This is a genomic window from Weissella diestrammenae, assembly GCF_014397255.1.
GTDB lineage: Bacteria > Bacillota > Bacilli > Lactobacillales > Lactobacillaceae > Weissella > Weissella diestrammenae.
Genome location: NZ_CP060724.1, coordinates 886591 through 900169 on the forward strand (window position 1 = coordinate 886591; position 13579 = coordinate 900169).

The window sequence follows — 13579 nt, forward strand, 5'->3', positions numbered from 1 at the left end:
TAACAATTCATGGTCAAATAACATGCTGATTGTCTAGTGACTTGCTTTCTGTATAATATAGATTGAACGCACGATAGAAAACTCAAGGGAGTAAAGGATAAATATAAACATTAATTAAACGACATGGAGGTAGTGTAATGATTATTATTGCCTTATTGGCAGTTATTTTACCAATGTTCTTTTTAGCAATTTTAAATATGCCAGCAATTAAAGGAATGACATATAGTGCAATTATAGTGCTATTTGGCGCATTTATTTTTTGGCAAATGCCAATTAAAGTTCTGAGCGCTTCAATCTTGCAAGGAATTCACAAAACGTTACCGATTTTATGGATTTTATTTGGGGCACTTTTGATGTTAGCTGTGCTGAGAACGACAGGTGCGATTGAGAGAATTAATCGGGGGTTTGTTGCGGTAACTGGTGACTTGAGAGTATTAACCGTGATCATCGTTTTTTTGTTTGGCGGATTAATTGAAGGTGTATCCGGGTTTGGTACGCCGGCGATGGTGACAGCCCCATTATTGATGGCACTTGGTTTTCGGCCAATTGCTGCGGTAACTTTGGCGCTGGTTGGTGATTCGACCTCAGCTTCATTTGGCGCGGTTGGGACGCCATTGACCGTTGGTCTCAGTAATGTCGCAAATGGACCTGATTTTATGCAGCATGTTGGTCGGACAATTACACAATTAGATTTAACGGCTGGTGCCATTGTACCGACTTTGATCGTTTTCTTGCTGGTTAGATTTTTTGGCCGTGAAAAAAAGAATCACCAAGCATGGGTAGAAATGCTGCCATGGACATTATTGATTGGTATTGTGTATGCATTAGTGGCATGGTTAACGGTGCATTGGATTGGTTATGAATTTGCATCAATACTAACCCCATTAATTATGTTAATTGTTGCTATTGTAACGGTCCGCTTTAAATTATTGTTACCTGCGTCGGTTTATGTGACACCGTGGTCAGACGCCTTGGAAAATCCCGGTTCATCTGATTTAAAGCAAGAGACTAAGCAAGCTGAGACGATGTCATTATTTAAAGCTTGGGTGCCATATTTATTGGTCGTTGTTTTGTTGCTGTTAACACGCGTTATTCAACCACTACAACATCAATTACTACATCTCGCCGATTTATCGTGGCATAATATCTTAGGGTTCAAGACGATTAGTTCGGATTGGCAACTGTTATATTCACCTGGCACAATTTTGGTAGTAGCGGCAATTATCGGATTGGCGATTCAAATGCGAAGCCTTAAACCACTTAGAAAACAGGCAAGAACAGTCGTTGGGAGTATGGTGTCAACAGGATTAACTTTGGTCGTAACGCTAATTATGGTTCAAATATTTAGCAATTCTGGTATAAATACGCAAGGCTTGGTTAGCATGCCGATTTATATTGCGAATTCATTGGCACAATTTACGGCGCCTATTTGGGTATTTATTGCACCATTCTTGGGTGAATTAGGGGCCTTTATTACGGGTAGTGCAACTGTTTCAACGCTGACATTTGCCCCAATTCAATTTCATGTCGCACAGCAATCTCATTTGGAGCCACAAATGATTTTAGCGATGCAAGTGATTGGTGCTGCGGCAGGAAATATGGTTTGTGTGCATAATATTGTTGCTGCAAGTGCGGTGGTTGGATTAGGTGGTCAAGAGGGTGCTATTTTGCGTAAGACAGCTATACCGGCAGTCATATACGCTATTTTGTTAGGTATAACTGGCTTCGTCTGGTCAATTTTTTAAATCAAAAGACAAAGGAATCTTGTGACCTTTGTCTTTTTTTGGCCATTTTTAGGCTTGCTGGCCAAAAAATACGCTGTGTCGAACGCGTTGCCATTTATGCGTCAGTTTGTCTGATAGGTGATAATTTGGGATGTATGCTTTATTTTTTTGCTTTTTATTCGAAAGGTTAGTGAATGCTTTGTGAAAATGATTGAATTTAATGTTAATCATCTGTATGTTTTAAGAAAATGAAAAGTAGGTGATTTTATGAAGCGATACAAAAGCGCGTTTATGCTGGCAACAATTCTTTTGAGTGTGGCTAGTCCAGTGGTAGTGAAGGCTTGTGACACACAGGACATCAATTACGAGACAGATGACAAATCCCTGACTACTAACCAATATAATCCTAAAGTACCTATTGACGAGGCAAAGCATATTGATGAATTTAAAAGTTATTTATTAAATCAATATGTCACACAACCAGGGTTGCCCCATGCATATTCTTTGGCTGATGCACATCCAGACTGGGTGACACCAGTTCGAACACAAGGTATAAAGTCTTTTCCTTATCATATTCAAACGCCAACAGGTACGTGTTGGGCACATGCGATGACCGAAAATATGGCAGTACAGTATGCAAAAATGTTTAGTCAAGCTAACCATAAAATAACGCCAGAATTGATCCAACAAAGCCCGTCTTTTCTGATGAATACAGCTGTCAATCAGCAAGCACATCCAACTTTTCCAGTGGGTACGTATACGATTCCCGGATTAGGAATTAATGTTCCGACGAATCCGGTTTTATCAATTGACGCAATTGCCACTCAAGGTGCAAAGGATGACTCGTTTACTGCTAGTGTTTTAAGCTCTGGTAAAGGGGTTGCCCCCCGAAGTGAATTTTCCGTATTTCGGTGGTAAACAGGGGACGGGTATTTATGACTTGAAGGATAGATGGAGCAATCAATATGATCAGCAGCATCATAATATCAAAGATAATACAACGGATTTGACAAAATGGTCAGAAGAAAAAGCACAAGCATTTGCAGATTTTTTAACAAATGAATGGCATACAATGTTGAGGTATTCTAGTGGCATAACAAATACGCTTAAACAACCGTATTATTTTGCAAATTGGTTGAATGTTCCCGGTTATGCACAAATCTTTAATAAAGATGAACGTAATGATGGAAGTTTTAAGAGTTACAACAATTTAGTTAAGAGCTTGTTAATTAAAAACGGTAATTTAACGGCTTCAGTTGATGCGAATGAGTGGTCTTTCTATGTGAGTCAATATTATAATAGTGAGACAGATGCGGCATTCTCAAGTGAAGAAAGTAAAGCAGACCATGCTGTTACAATGGTTGGCTATAATGATGATTATCCAGTGACCAATTTTAATGCTAATTGTCGGCCTAAGCATCCTGGGGCTTGGTTAATGAAAGATAATTTTGCTGACGTCCACACGGCGACAAAAAACATCGGAGAGCATAAAATTAATAGTAATGGTTATTTTTGGGTGTCATATGAAGATTGTGGTTTGGGTGAGTTTTCGACTTTTCAAGCGAATAATTCGGCCTATGACCATATCGATATGCTCGATAATGGTGGGTTTGGGAACACGTTTACGGCCGAGAAATCTGATACTGTGACCTTGGCCAATATTTTCCCAGTTAATGGCACAAATCAAAAAGTGGCAGGAATTAACATTGCAACGCCTCAGGATGGCGCGAAAATAAGTGCAAAAGTCTATACAGAAGTTGATCCGAATAAAGGGCCAACCGCTGGTCATCTTGAGACAATCGAGGGGGTCAATCATGCCGTTATTTCTAAAAAAGTGGGCTTGGCTGGGTACACAACGTTATATTTGCCAAAACCAGTTAATCTTAAAAGTGGGTCGAAATATGCTGTCGTTGTGACGTATAAAGCGCCAGATAATAAACCGGTTCGTTTTTCAAGTGAAGAAACATTTAGTACACGCTTGGGTGAGTTTGCCTTTGATGCAAGCATTCAGCCCAAAGAAAGTTGGCTATCGTTAGATGGTGGAAGAAGTTTCCAAGATTGGGCGGGAACACAGGCAATTCCAGGTGTCAAAGATTCAATCCTAGCAGGAGATATAAAATCCACTTGTCAGCGCGGAAATTTTAATCTTAAAGCAGTTATTACCAAGTAATATGCGCTTAAATTTAACGATTAAACATGATGACATGTGATTAAGGTGTATTAGTTTTAAAAAAATAAAATTATTCAGATACTTAATTTCTGGTGCATTCGGGTCATTGTGATGGTAAGACGGTTTGTAGGTGTGCTGAGTAGTGGTATTAAAAATTGGTTTCATTCCGACGGACTAATCGGATGAAACTTTTTTTATTTTCAGAATGAGTCATCTGACTGCTGATTATTAGATGAGAGGATGATTAAAGACGCGGACTAAAATCTCAATAAAAAGTGAGGCGATATGGGTGATCATTAGTATTGAATTAGTTTAAGCCGTGATTATGCTTGTGCAGATAGTATTAAAGAATTCTTATCAAAATATGAAAAGTGGTCCTTTGTTAACGGTAACTAAAGGATGATGTGCGATAATAAAAAGATATATTATAAATTAAATGATGAATGGAGCAACGAGATGATTTTTCATATTAATGCCACAATGCCTGATCATAAATCGGGGATTGAACATGCTGAAATCAAACGATTTAATTTGTTCAAACATTTTAATGTGGCACAACGCCTTGTTTTGCGTGAATGGGACCCTAACGGCCATGTGAATGTGAATGCAGCCGGTATTTCAGATGATGAATTAATCAATATGTTTGATTATTTTCAAGGGACTGCACATGTTGAAGCACAACAATTAACAGCAGAAATGCTAGATTTTGGTGTCTCACAAGTCTCGTTTGTCAACGAGGATGAACAGAGTCGATTTTTGGTGATGAGTGCGCAAGGTCAGTTGGTTGCACGGGTTAATTACGATAAATTGCGTCATCAGCAAGTGCGCTCAGTTGAATTATTTGACGGGTACAATAATTTATTCCGCGTTGATCATTATGATTCACGAGGTTTTCGGTCATTATTACAATGGTATTCTCCCGACAATAAAATTGAACTTGAAAGCTGGGTAACACAAGATGGCACACCAGTCCTAGAAGCGTACTATAAACATACAATGGCTGACCAAACTGGTTTGACAAAAACAAGTTGGCATTTGCATCAAGTTGACGGACAAGTGTATCAATTCGACACAATTGAAGCGTTAACAACGCATTTTTTTGATTTAATTAATCGTGATTTTTGGTCAATTGATCACCCCAATATCTTTATTCTTGATCGTGCGCATCTAGGCGATGAAGGCCTATTGCGATTGAAACAGCCAGCCTATACAGTGATGCATTTGCATAATTCACACGCTGGTGATGCACAAGAACCTATGCACTCAATCTTGAATAACAACTACGAGTACGCTATGAATGCCCTCAATCAGTATGATTCAGTCGTATCGGCTACGCCGCAACAAACACGAGATGTGAAGGCACGTTTTGTACCAACAAATGCCTTGTTCACAATTCCAGTTGGTATTGTGGATGACGCGCTATTGAATGCTAAACGGGTACCAGTTAAGGCACGGACATTTGGTAAAGTGATTGCTTTTGCGCGAATTGCATGGGAAAAGCATTTAGATGATTTGGTACGTGCAGTTGGGATTGTGAAAAAAGAATTCCCTGAAGTGACATTGGACTTATATGGTTATGCTGACGGCACAGATAATTTTAAGGCACGGCGTGCAGTTGAAGCAGCCATTGCTGAATATCATTTAGAAGATGCAGTTTCGATGAAGGGGTATACAACCGATATTGATGCTGTCGAAAATGACGCGATGATGTATGGTTTGACGTCACGCATGGAAGGGTTCAATTTGGCCATCATGGAAGCAATTTCGCATGGGCTTATTTCGTTCACCTATGATGTTAATTATGGACCAAATGAAATTGTGCAAGACGATGTGAATGGGCGTATTGTACCGTATGAAAACTATCAAGCAATGGCAGATGCAATGTTGCAGGTTTTGCGTGATGAACAGTTGGCACAACGCTATTCTGATGGGGCTTATGATTCAGCACAACGTTATTCTGAAAAAAATGTGATGGCAGCTTGGCAGGCGTTAATTGATGATGCAGCCATGGTTTGGCCAGCTAAATTAGCCGCTTCGCCAGCGATTGCTAGTCAACGTGAGGGAGAATGATATGAATTTATTTGTTAGTGAAAATATTTTTGCATTTAACTCTGGGACTGAGCATGCACAAGCACGTCGGACACGGTTATTTAATGAGCAGGGTGAAAAAGCATTGTATGTGACTCGTGATTATAATCGTTTTTTGGATCGCGACTTGCATGATATTGGATTATCTTCTGACCAGGTTTTGAATATGTATGATTTTTTTCAAGGAACGACTCAGGTGGTTCGACAAGAACAGAATCTACGCTTGATACCTGAATTACCTTTGGATACCTATCATATTACGGGACAAGGGCCAAACTATTCGACCCTTGATCGCTTTGGGCAACAGATTGCACGCATCAATGTCATGCCGGCAACTGTTGGCTTAGTCAATGATATTACTTATAATGACCGGGCAGGTAATCCAACCATTCGCGAAAACTGGGATTGGCGAGGATTCAAATCATCGATTGATACCTTCCATGCAGATGGTCAAGTTGGTGTCCAACGCTTTTTGAATCAGGCGGAGGTACCAGTTCTTGAGGTTTTGCACATGAACGTTAATGGTCAGTTATTCCCAACGATGTGGAAATTACTCGATTATCAGGGTAAACAATGGCGTTTTAATACAGAAAATGAATTGTTTGTGTTCTTTTTAGAAGCGCTAACTAAACAGTATCCGAATAGCGTGTTGATTTCGGATCGTCGCTCGCTTGATGGCGTGATTAGCGAGGTTTCAGGTGCTGGTCAAAAAATGGCCTACTTCCATGATATTCACACGCCAGACGCTAAGAAGCCGAGAACGGGTAAACCATATCCAGCATATGAATTAGCTTTGGATCAACGAAAACATGCTTATGACATGATTTTGGTGCCAACTAAGGCACAAAGAGATGATTTGAAAGCGCGTTACCCAGACTTAACAGTTAAAGCGGCGCCAAATACGTTTGTCTCAGCTGATTTATTAGCAAATAATCGTGCACGCGTTGATTCAGGTATTACAAATCGCGTCTTGTATCTGGGCCGTTTGAGTCCTGAAAAAAGGCCAGAAGATGCAATTCGTGCTTTAGCAGCCTTGCGAAAAACTGTGCCTGATGCAACGCTAGAATTAATGGGTTACGCGACTGATGCTGAATATGAAAAGAAATTGCAACGGCTTGTTGCTGAATTACAGTTAACCCCAGCGGTTATTTTCACACCTTATGGGCATCAAGCAGAAGTTAGTGCCGCGCTTTCACGAGCACAGATCTTAGTCCAAACGTCTGTTGGTGAAGGACTTGGCATGAATTTGGTTGAGGGCTTGAGTTATGGGCTGCCAATTGTATCATATGATATCAATTACACGACTAATGATACGTCGATTGTTGAAGATGGGGTCAATGGCTTTGTTGTTCCTAATGCAGCTTATGGCACATTGGGAGCTAAGGTTGCGATAATTTTGCAGGATGCAATCTTAGCAAAGCAAATGAAACAAGCATCGTTTGATAAGGCAGAAGCAATGACAGCCGATAAAATGTTTGCAGAATGGCAAGCAGTATTGGGCTAGATGTCGCGTAAATTAAGCGTGTCGTATAAGATGAATTTGTTAGATAGAAAAAAGTAGCAGACACCCGTCTGCTACTTTTTATTTACGCTTAAAAAAATTGGTCTGACCCTTTGTTACCATGACGATAGGTTATTGGGATGAGACGTAATCTGGACTGCAGAGCAGACTCAGGACTTGAAGGAATTTAGTAAAGGTAGTGACCGGAATCGAACCGGCGATCACGGTTTTGCAGACCGATGCCTTACCGCTTGGCTACACTACCATAAATTATTTCAACAATTATCAATTATACGGTAAAATGTAAATGAATTCAACGCTCTCGGTTGATGACATGGTTGGTTGGTATACACAAACGTCTAATTATGGCGAAGTTTGACATTTAATGCGACGTAAAGGGTTGCAATTGTAAAAAATATTCTGTATAATAATTTTTGTTGTTGCGAAAGAATTTTCAAACAATATGGACGTTTAGCTCAGCTGGGAGAGCACCTGCCTTACAAGCAGGGGGTCACAGGTTCGATCCCTGTAACGTCCATTGGTCGCATGGTCTAGGTGGTTAGGACGCCTGCCTGTCACGCAGGAGATCACGGGTTCGAGTCCCGTTGTGACCGTTAATGGCTCGGTAGCTCAGTTGGTAGAGCATACGATTGAAGCTCGTAGTGTCGGGGGTTCGATTCCCTCCCGCGCCATTAGAACAAGAAATAACTTGTTCTAAACATTAATTAGGGGTATAGTATAACGGTAGTACGACGGTCTCCAAAACCGTTGGTGGGGGTTCGATTCCCTCCCGCGCCATTAGAACAAGAAATAACTTGTTCTAAACATTAATTAGGGGTATAGTATAACGGTAGTACGACGGTCTCCAAAACCGTTGGTGGGGGTTCGATTCCCTCTACCCCTGCTTTATATAATGGCGGATGTGGTGAAGTGGTTAACACATCGGTTTGTGGTACCGACATGCGTGGGTTCGATTCCCATCATCCGCCCTCGAGATTGTTAATCTCATTATATATAATCTCGATTGCTGAACACACAGTAATCAAGCCGTTGTGGCGGAATAGGTAGACGCGCGGGACTCAAAATCCCGTTCTCGCAAGAGAGTGTGGGTTCGATTCCCACCGACGGCATAAATAGTTAAAGAGCGCTGATGGGTCAAGTAATTACTTGAACACATCGGTGCTTTTTTTATATTTGAAAACACGTTGACTTCCGTTAAATAGTGCATTGACGTACTATTGCTTCTAATTGCGATAGATTTATCGCTGTTTTTGCATGATTTCATATTTGTAAAGGGATACCTTTTTTGTTCGTATAAAAAATACAGAATATTAATTAGCTAGGTAGCATTTCTTCTAATTTGGTAGATAAGCTTAAAAGTATATTGAAGAAAGGAAGGTGGGTATCAATGATGATTAATGCATGGTAAGAATTTTTCCGACATTATGTCGATTTTTCGGGTGTTACATCACGTAAAAATTATTGGAGTGTTGTGCTAAGTGCTGTGGTCTTTTATTTGATTTGGATTTTGGTAGCTATTTTATCGTTATGGTCAAAATTGGTAGCAATTAGTCAACAGGAATTACATGAAAAGCTAAGCGACCAGCAACAATGACAGCAATTTTTTCATGAATTCGCGCAAAGTAGAGGAGTAGTGATTGTCATCTTAGTTGTACTACGGGTGGTCTTTTATTTAGCGACATTCGTACCATTTCTAGCGATGACAGTTAGAAGGTATAACGATGCCGGTTTGCACGTGTGGGCATCATTATGATTGATGATTGGTTACAAGGCAGCTTTTATTGGCCGTTATTGGATTGATCAATCAGTCATTCATGTTATTTTGACAATATTCTTTTTTGTGGGAATTACATTACTAGTGACACCAACACGACGCTTTATATCATTACCAGTAGTCGGTAAGCAAAATTAAGTTTATATCAGGCAAATATTGTTGTCTGTTTTTTATTTACAGCAATGATACGTAAAAGCTACTTAAGTCATTACATTAATGGCGAATAATGATAGATGAAAGCTAGTATTAAGCATGTCAAATGAAAACAGCAATGGAGCGCTTCATAATTGTGTCGCATTATGGAAAAGGTTGGTGTTGAACATGAAGTAAGTGGATACGAGCATTTCTAATAATGATTTAAAGTGAAGGTGAAGGATTGTGAAAACACAGGATTTTCAAACAACAGCAGGTGAACGACGTGTTATTGGTAGCTTAGTTTTAATCGGGTTTATCATCTTAGGAATGGCAACTTTTTTTGATCAAGCTGTGAGTGGCTTTTTGATGAATCAACGTTCAATTTTCGGGAATATATTTCAAAATTATGCCGATACAGGTGCACAAACGATTGTTTTTGTGGCTATGCAAATAATTGCATGGGTGAGTTTTGAACATTTGAAAGGTGATTTAACTCGATATGGCGTGGTATTGGGCGCGCTCATTTTCTCATTTATTGAGATGTTAAGCGCATTGCAGGATATGTTGAGTTATACCTTCTCAATGGTCAGCAATTTAAAGCAAGGAATTCCGATGGGGGTAGCTAATAATACAAGTGCAGTTGTTAATTACCCAGAAAGCTTGCGTTGGTCGCTTGCAATTGTGTTAACGTTGTTATTATCGATGATTTTTAAAATTTGGGTGAGCCGGCAGGATTTAGCAACGCAGACATATTTAGTTCAGGCAGCGCTTGGTGGTATTGTGTTAGTTTTAGTGGCCACAACGACGATAAATGATATGAAAACACTATGGGGACGGTATCGACCATATGAAATGACAACAATGGGCCATCTCAGTAATTTCACGCCTTGGTACCATTTGAATGGGGCCAATGGCCATAATTCCTTTCCTTCCGGGCATACGATGTCAGGGTGGCTATATTTGTATCTGACTTTTTTTGTCCCGCGTCAAACGGTGAAATGGCAATTGAGATTGACATGGTTTGGATTGGCAATGGGCATTTTAACAGCGTTGAGTCGTGTTCGAATTGGGGCCCATTGGTTGAGTGATGTGACGGTATCCAGTTTATTAGTTGGACTAATGATTGTGCTAATCAGTCGGGTTATTCAAGCGCACTTTGTGGAGTCAAATCAGTCATTGCTGATAAGTAGGTAGTCGTGGTAACAGTTTTAGATAGCGCTGTGATTAGATATGAGGGATATTAATATCATTTGGCTTGGAAGATAGACAATTATCACTCGCCGTTGCAAGTTAATGCAGCGGTTTTTTTATTTACACTAATTAGGGCGAGAGAACATTTATCTTCTAACATGCGATAATATGTGTAGCGGAATGAAAAAAATAATCGATACAATATCGGTAGAAGAAATGATTTGAATCAGTGGAGAAAATGAATGGAACATTGGGATCAGGCAACAATTGAAGCATTTCGAGCAACATTACTGACTTGGTATGATCAAGCGGGGCGTAAACATCTCCCGTGGCGACAAGATCAAGCGCCATATCGTGTCATGGTTTCTGAGATTATGTTGCAGCAAACACAAGTTGAGACGGTGATTCCTTACTTTAATCGCTTTATGGCGGCATTGCCAACGGTTGAAGCATTAGCGAATGCGCCGGAAGCGCAAGTATTAAAATTATGGGAAGGATTGGGGTATTATTCACGAGCCAGAAATTTACAAAAAGCGGCTAAATATGTGGTTGAACAGTTAGATAACCAGTGGCCAAGAACGAGTGCAACCTTACAGGCGTTACCAGGTATTGGTCCATATACAGCCGCTGCGATTAGCTCAATTAGTTTTGGGGAAGTCGTCCCTGCAATTGATGGCAATCAATATCGTGTTTTTAGCCGATTATTAAAAATTGATGCTGATATTGCTCAAGCAAAGTCTCGGCAAATTTTTTATGATGCGATTGCACCAATTGTCGATCCTAAACGTCCAGGTGATTTTAATCAAGCAATTATGGACTTGGGTACAAGTTATATGACAGCAAAAAATCCAGATACGATTAATTCGCCTGTACGACAATTTAATGCTGCTTATCGGGACCATGTCGAAGCCAATTATCCAGTTAAGACACCAAAAGCTAAACCTGTGAAACAATTATTTGTGGCTGAAGTGATTGAAAACGAGGGGCGGTTGTTAATGGCTAAGCGACCAGCGACAGGTTTGTTGGCAGATTTTTGGACATTTCCACTACAAGAAATTTCAACGATTGAAGCAATTGCGGGTGAACAGCTTACGATTAAACCTGTCGTTCATGTTTTCACACATCGTCGATGGGAAATTTGGTTGGTTCGACGTCAGCAGCGTGGCCTTCAAGCTAATGAAAAAATGATGTCGCGTGATGAGCTTCAAGCACTTAGTTTACCAAAAGTACAACATAAGTTAATGGACGTGCTAGACTCATTAGATTTAGATGCAAATTAAATCGGTTAAATATACAGAATTTTGATAAATTTATTTAAAAATAGTATTTTCAACTTAAAGAATAGTGTACAATTTTCTATTGTGTGTTGCGACTACTGTTCGATAATTTTGAAACTGTGTGACGCATCATTTAAGAATAATTGTAATTAAACGCTATTGGGGAATTTAAGGGGAATATCTTGGCTTCAAAACAAACTACCGCACAGAGGAAAATCACACTGACGACGTTGGTGATGATGATTTTTTCAACTATTTTTGGTTTTTCAAATACACCAATTGCCTTTCTGCAAATGGGTTACGCTAGTATTATTTGGTATGTCGTTGCCGCAGTGTTGTTCTTTTTACCGATTGGTATCATGATGGCGGAATATGGCGCCGCGTTTAATCAAGCACAGGGTGGCATTTATTCATGGATTGAGGGGGCGGCCGGGCCAAAGATTGCTTTTATTGGTACATTTATGTGGATGGCATCGTGGCTGACTTGGTTGGTAGCGACCTCGTCAAAAATTTGGATACCATTATCGACTTTTATTAATGGATCAGATCAAACCCAACGGTGGTCTTTATTTGGGTTGAATGCAACGCAAACTATCGGTATTTTAGCTGTTTTTTGGATTATCGCTGTGACTTTTTTCGCGTCACAAGGTATTAATTGGATTGCTAAAGTATCGTCGTTTGGTGGCATAATGATGGTCATATTAAACGGTGCCTTTTTCCTGCTTAGTTTTTTTATTTTATTTAAAACTGGATTTAAAACAGCTGAACCTATTCAGGGATTGACGACATTTATCCATAGTCCCAATTTAGCATTTGATTCGCCTGTGTCGATGATTGGCTTCATTGTTTTTGCGATTTTCGCATATGCTGGTATGGAAACTATGGGTGGTATCACGGACAGCATGGCACAACCTAAGCGTGATTTTCCACGAGGTATTCTGATTGCGACAGCAGTCATTGCCATCTTATATGCGCTATCAATCTTTTTATGGGGTGTCAGCGCCAATTGGTCACAGCTTTTAGACGATCATGATGTGAACTTAGGGAATGTAACCTACATTATGATGCATAATTTAGGTGTGACGTTTGGACAGCAATTAGGACTAAGTACAACAATGCAAACGACAATCGGGTCGTGGTTTGCTCGTTTTGTTGGTCTAGATATGTTTATTGTCTATGTGGGATCGTTTTTTGTTTTGATATATTCACCATTAAAATCATTTGTGTTAGGGACGCCCAAGAACTTATGGCCAGATCATATTGTCCGCTTGAATAAGCAAGGGATGCCTAGTAATGCAATGTGGTATCAAGCTGGTGTTGTGATTGTTTTGATATTAGCGATTTCATTTGGTGGTGCATCTGCACGTGGATTTTATAATATCCTAACACTGATGGGAAATGTGTCCACGGCTTTACCGTATTTATTTTTAGTGGGTGCATATCCATTCTTTAATCTTAACGAGAAAATTGTTAAGCCGTATTCGTTTTTCAAGCATCGTTTGAGTATGTGGTTGGTGTCTGGTGTGTCATTTTTTGTATTAGCATTGAGCGTGCTCTTTACCTGCCTTGATCCACTATTAAAACATCATTGGCATGATGCCTTTTGGACTATTTCAGGGCCAGTTGTGTTTACGTTATTAGCTATTTTGCTTTATCGTCGGCGACAACGTAAAATGGTCTAGGATTTAAAATGGGCCT

Annotated in this window: 10 protein-coding genes and 8 tRNA genes; 17 read left to right on the top strand and 1 reads right to left on the bottom strand. The window is 39.9% G+C overall.

Going from position 1 to position 13579, the window contains the following annotated elements; all coding sequences use genetic code 11:
• The first annotated feature begins 137 nt into the window (after positions 1-137).
• The 5 genes from H9L19_RS04360 (at position 138) to H9L19_RS04380 (ending at position 7486) form a co-directional block, all read left to right on the top strand.
• Complete coding sequence (locus tag H9L19_RS04360; RefSeq protein ID WP_187528509.1) at positions 138-1745, top strand: L-lactate permease; 1608 nt, start codon at positions 138-140, stop codon at positions 1743-1745.
• Between the two features lie 246 nt (positions 1746-1991).
• Positions 1992-2642, top strand: coding sequence for a hypothetical protein (locus H9L19_RS04365; protein WP_187528510.1), 651 nt, complete (start codon positions 1992-1994; stop codon positions 2640-2642).
• A complete protein-coding gene (locus tag H9L19_RS04370) occupies positions 2617-3894 on the top strand; it encodes a lectin like domain-containing protein (protein ID WP_187528511.1) in 1278 nt (425 codons plus the stop codon). Before H9L19_RS04365 ends, H9L19_RS04370 begins: the two co-directional genes overlap by 26 nt.
• A gap of 456 nt (positions 3895-4350) precedes the next feature.
• A complete protein-coding gene (locus H9L19_RS04375) occupies positions 4351-5964 on the top strand; it encodes a glycosyltransferase family 4 protein (protein WP_187528512.1) in 1614 nt (537 codons plus the stop codon).
• 1 nt (position 5965) lies between these two features.
• Positions 5966-7486 carry a glycosyltransferase gene (locus tag H9L19_RS04380; protein WP_187528513.1) on the top strand — a complete coding sequence of 507 codons (1521 nt, stop codon included), beginning with the start codon at positions 5966-5968 and terminating at the stop codon, positions 7484-7486.
• Positions 7487-7677: 191 nt separating this feature from the next.
• Here H9L19_RS04380 and H9L19_RS04385 read toward each other — a convergent pair.
• A tRNA-Cys gene (locus tag H9L19_RS04385) sits at positions 7678-7748 on the bottom strand.
• A gap of 200 nt (positions 7749-7948) precedes the next feature.
• Here H9L19_RS04385 and H9L19_RS04390 point away from each other — a divergent pair.
• The 12 genes from H9L19_RS04390 to yjeM all read left to right on the top strand — a co-directional run bounded on the left by H9L19_RS04390 (position 7949) and on the right by yjeM (position 13563).
• Positions 7949-8021, top strand: a tRNA-Val gene (locus H9L19_RS04390).
• Positions 8022-8023: 2 nt separating this feature from the next.
• Positions 8024-8097: transfer RNA gene (locus tag H9L19_RS04395), tRNA-Asp, on the top strand.
• 5 nt (positions 8098-8102) lie between these two features.
• A tRNA-Phe gene (locus tag H9L19_RS04400) sits at positions 8103-8175 on the top strand.
• A gap of 43 nt (positions 8176-8218) precedes the next feature.
• Positions 8219-8281, top strand: a tRNA-Trp gene (locus tag H9L19_RS04405).
• Between the two features lie 35 nt (positions 8282-8316).
• Positions 8317-8387, top strand: a tRNA-Trp gene (locus tag H9L19_RS04410).
• Positions 8388-8399: 12 nt separating this feature from the next.
• Positions 8400-8472 (top strand) — tRNA-His (locus tag H9L19_RS04415).
• Between the two features lie 57 nt (positions 8473-8529).
• Positions 8530-8613: transfer RNA gene (locus H9L19_RS04420), tRNA-Leu, on the top strand.
• 551 nt (positions 8614-9164) lie between these two features.
• Positions 9165-9257 (top strand): DUF805 domain-containing protein, encoded by a 93-nt coding sequence (locus H9L19_RS08500; RefSeq protein ID WP_420855810.1) that lies wholly within the window; start codon positions 9165-9167, stop codon positions 9255-9257.
• A gap of 3 nt (positions 9258-9260) precedes the next feature.
• Positions 9261-9416 carry a hypothetical protein gene (locus H9L19_RS04425; RefSeq protein ID WP_187528514.1) on the top strand — a complete coding sequence of 52 codons (156 nt, stop codon included), beginning with the start codon at positions 9261-9263 and terminating at the stop codon, positions 9414-9416.
• A 240-nt stretch (positions 9417-9656) separates the two neighbouring features.
• Complete coding sequence (locus tag H9L19_RS04430; RefSeq protein WP_243198113.1) at positions 9657-10607, top strand: phosphatase PAP2 family protein; 951 nt, start codon at positions 9657-9659, stop codon at positions 10605-10607.
• A 239-nt stretch (positions 10608-10846) separates the two neighbouring features.
• The gene (gene mutY / locus H9L19_RS04435) at positions 10847-11884 is read left to right on the top strand and encodes an A/G-specific adenine glycosylase (RefSeq protein ID WP_187528515.1); all 1038 of its coding nucleotides are present in this window, start codon (positions 10847-10849) and stop codon (positions 11882-11884) included.
• 233 nt (positions 11885-12117) lie between these two features.
• Positions 12118-13563, top strand: coding sequence for a glutamate/gamma-aminobutyrate family transporter YjeM (yjeM, locus tag H9L19_RS04440; protein ID WP_187529912.1), 1446 nt, complete (start codon positions 12118-12120; stop codon positions 13561-13563).
• The last annotated feature ends 16 nt before the right edge of the window (positions 13564-13579 follow it).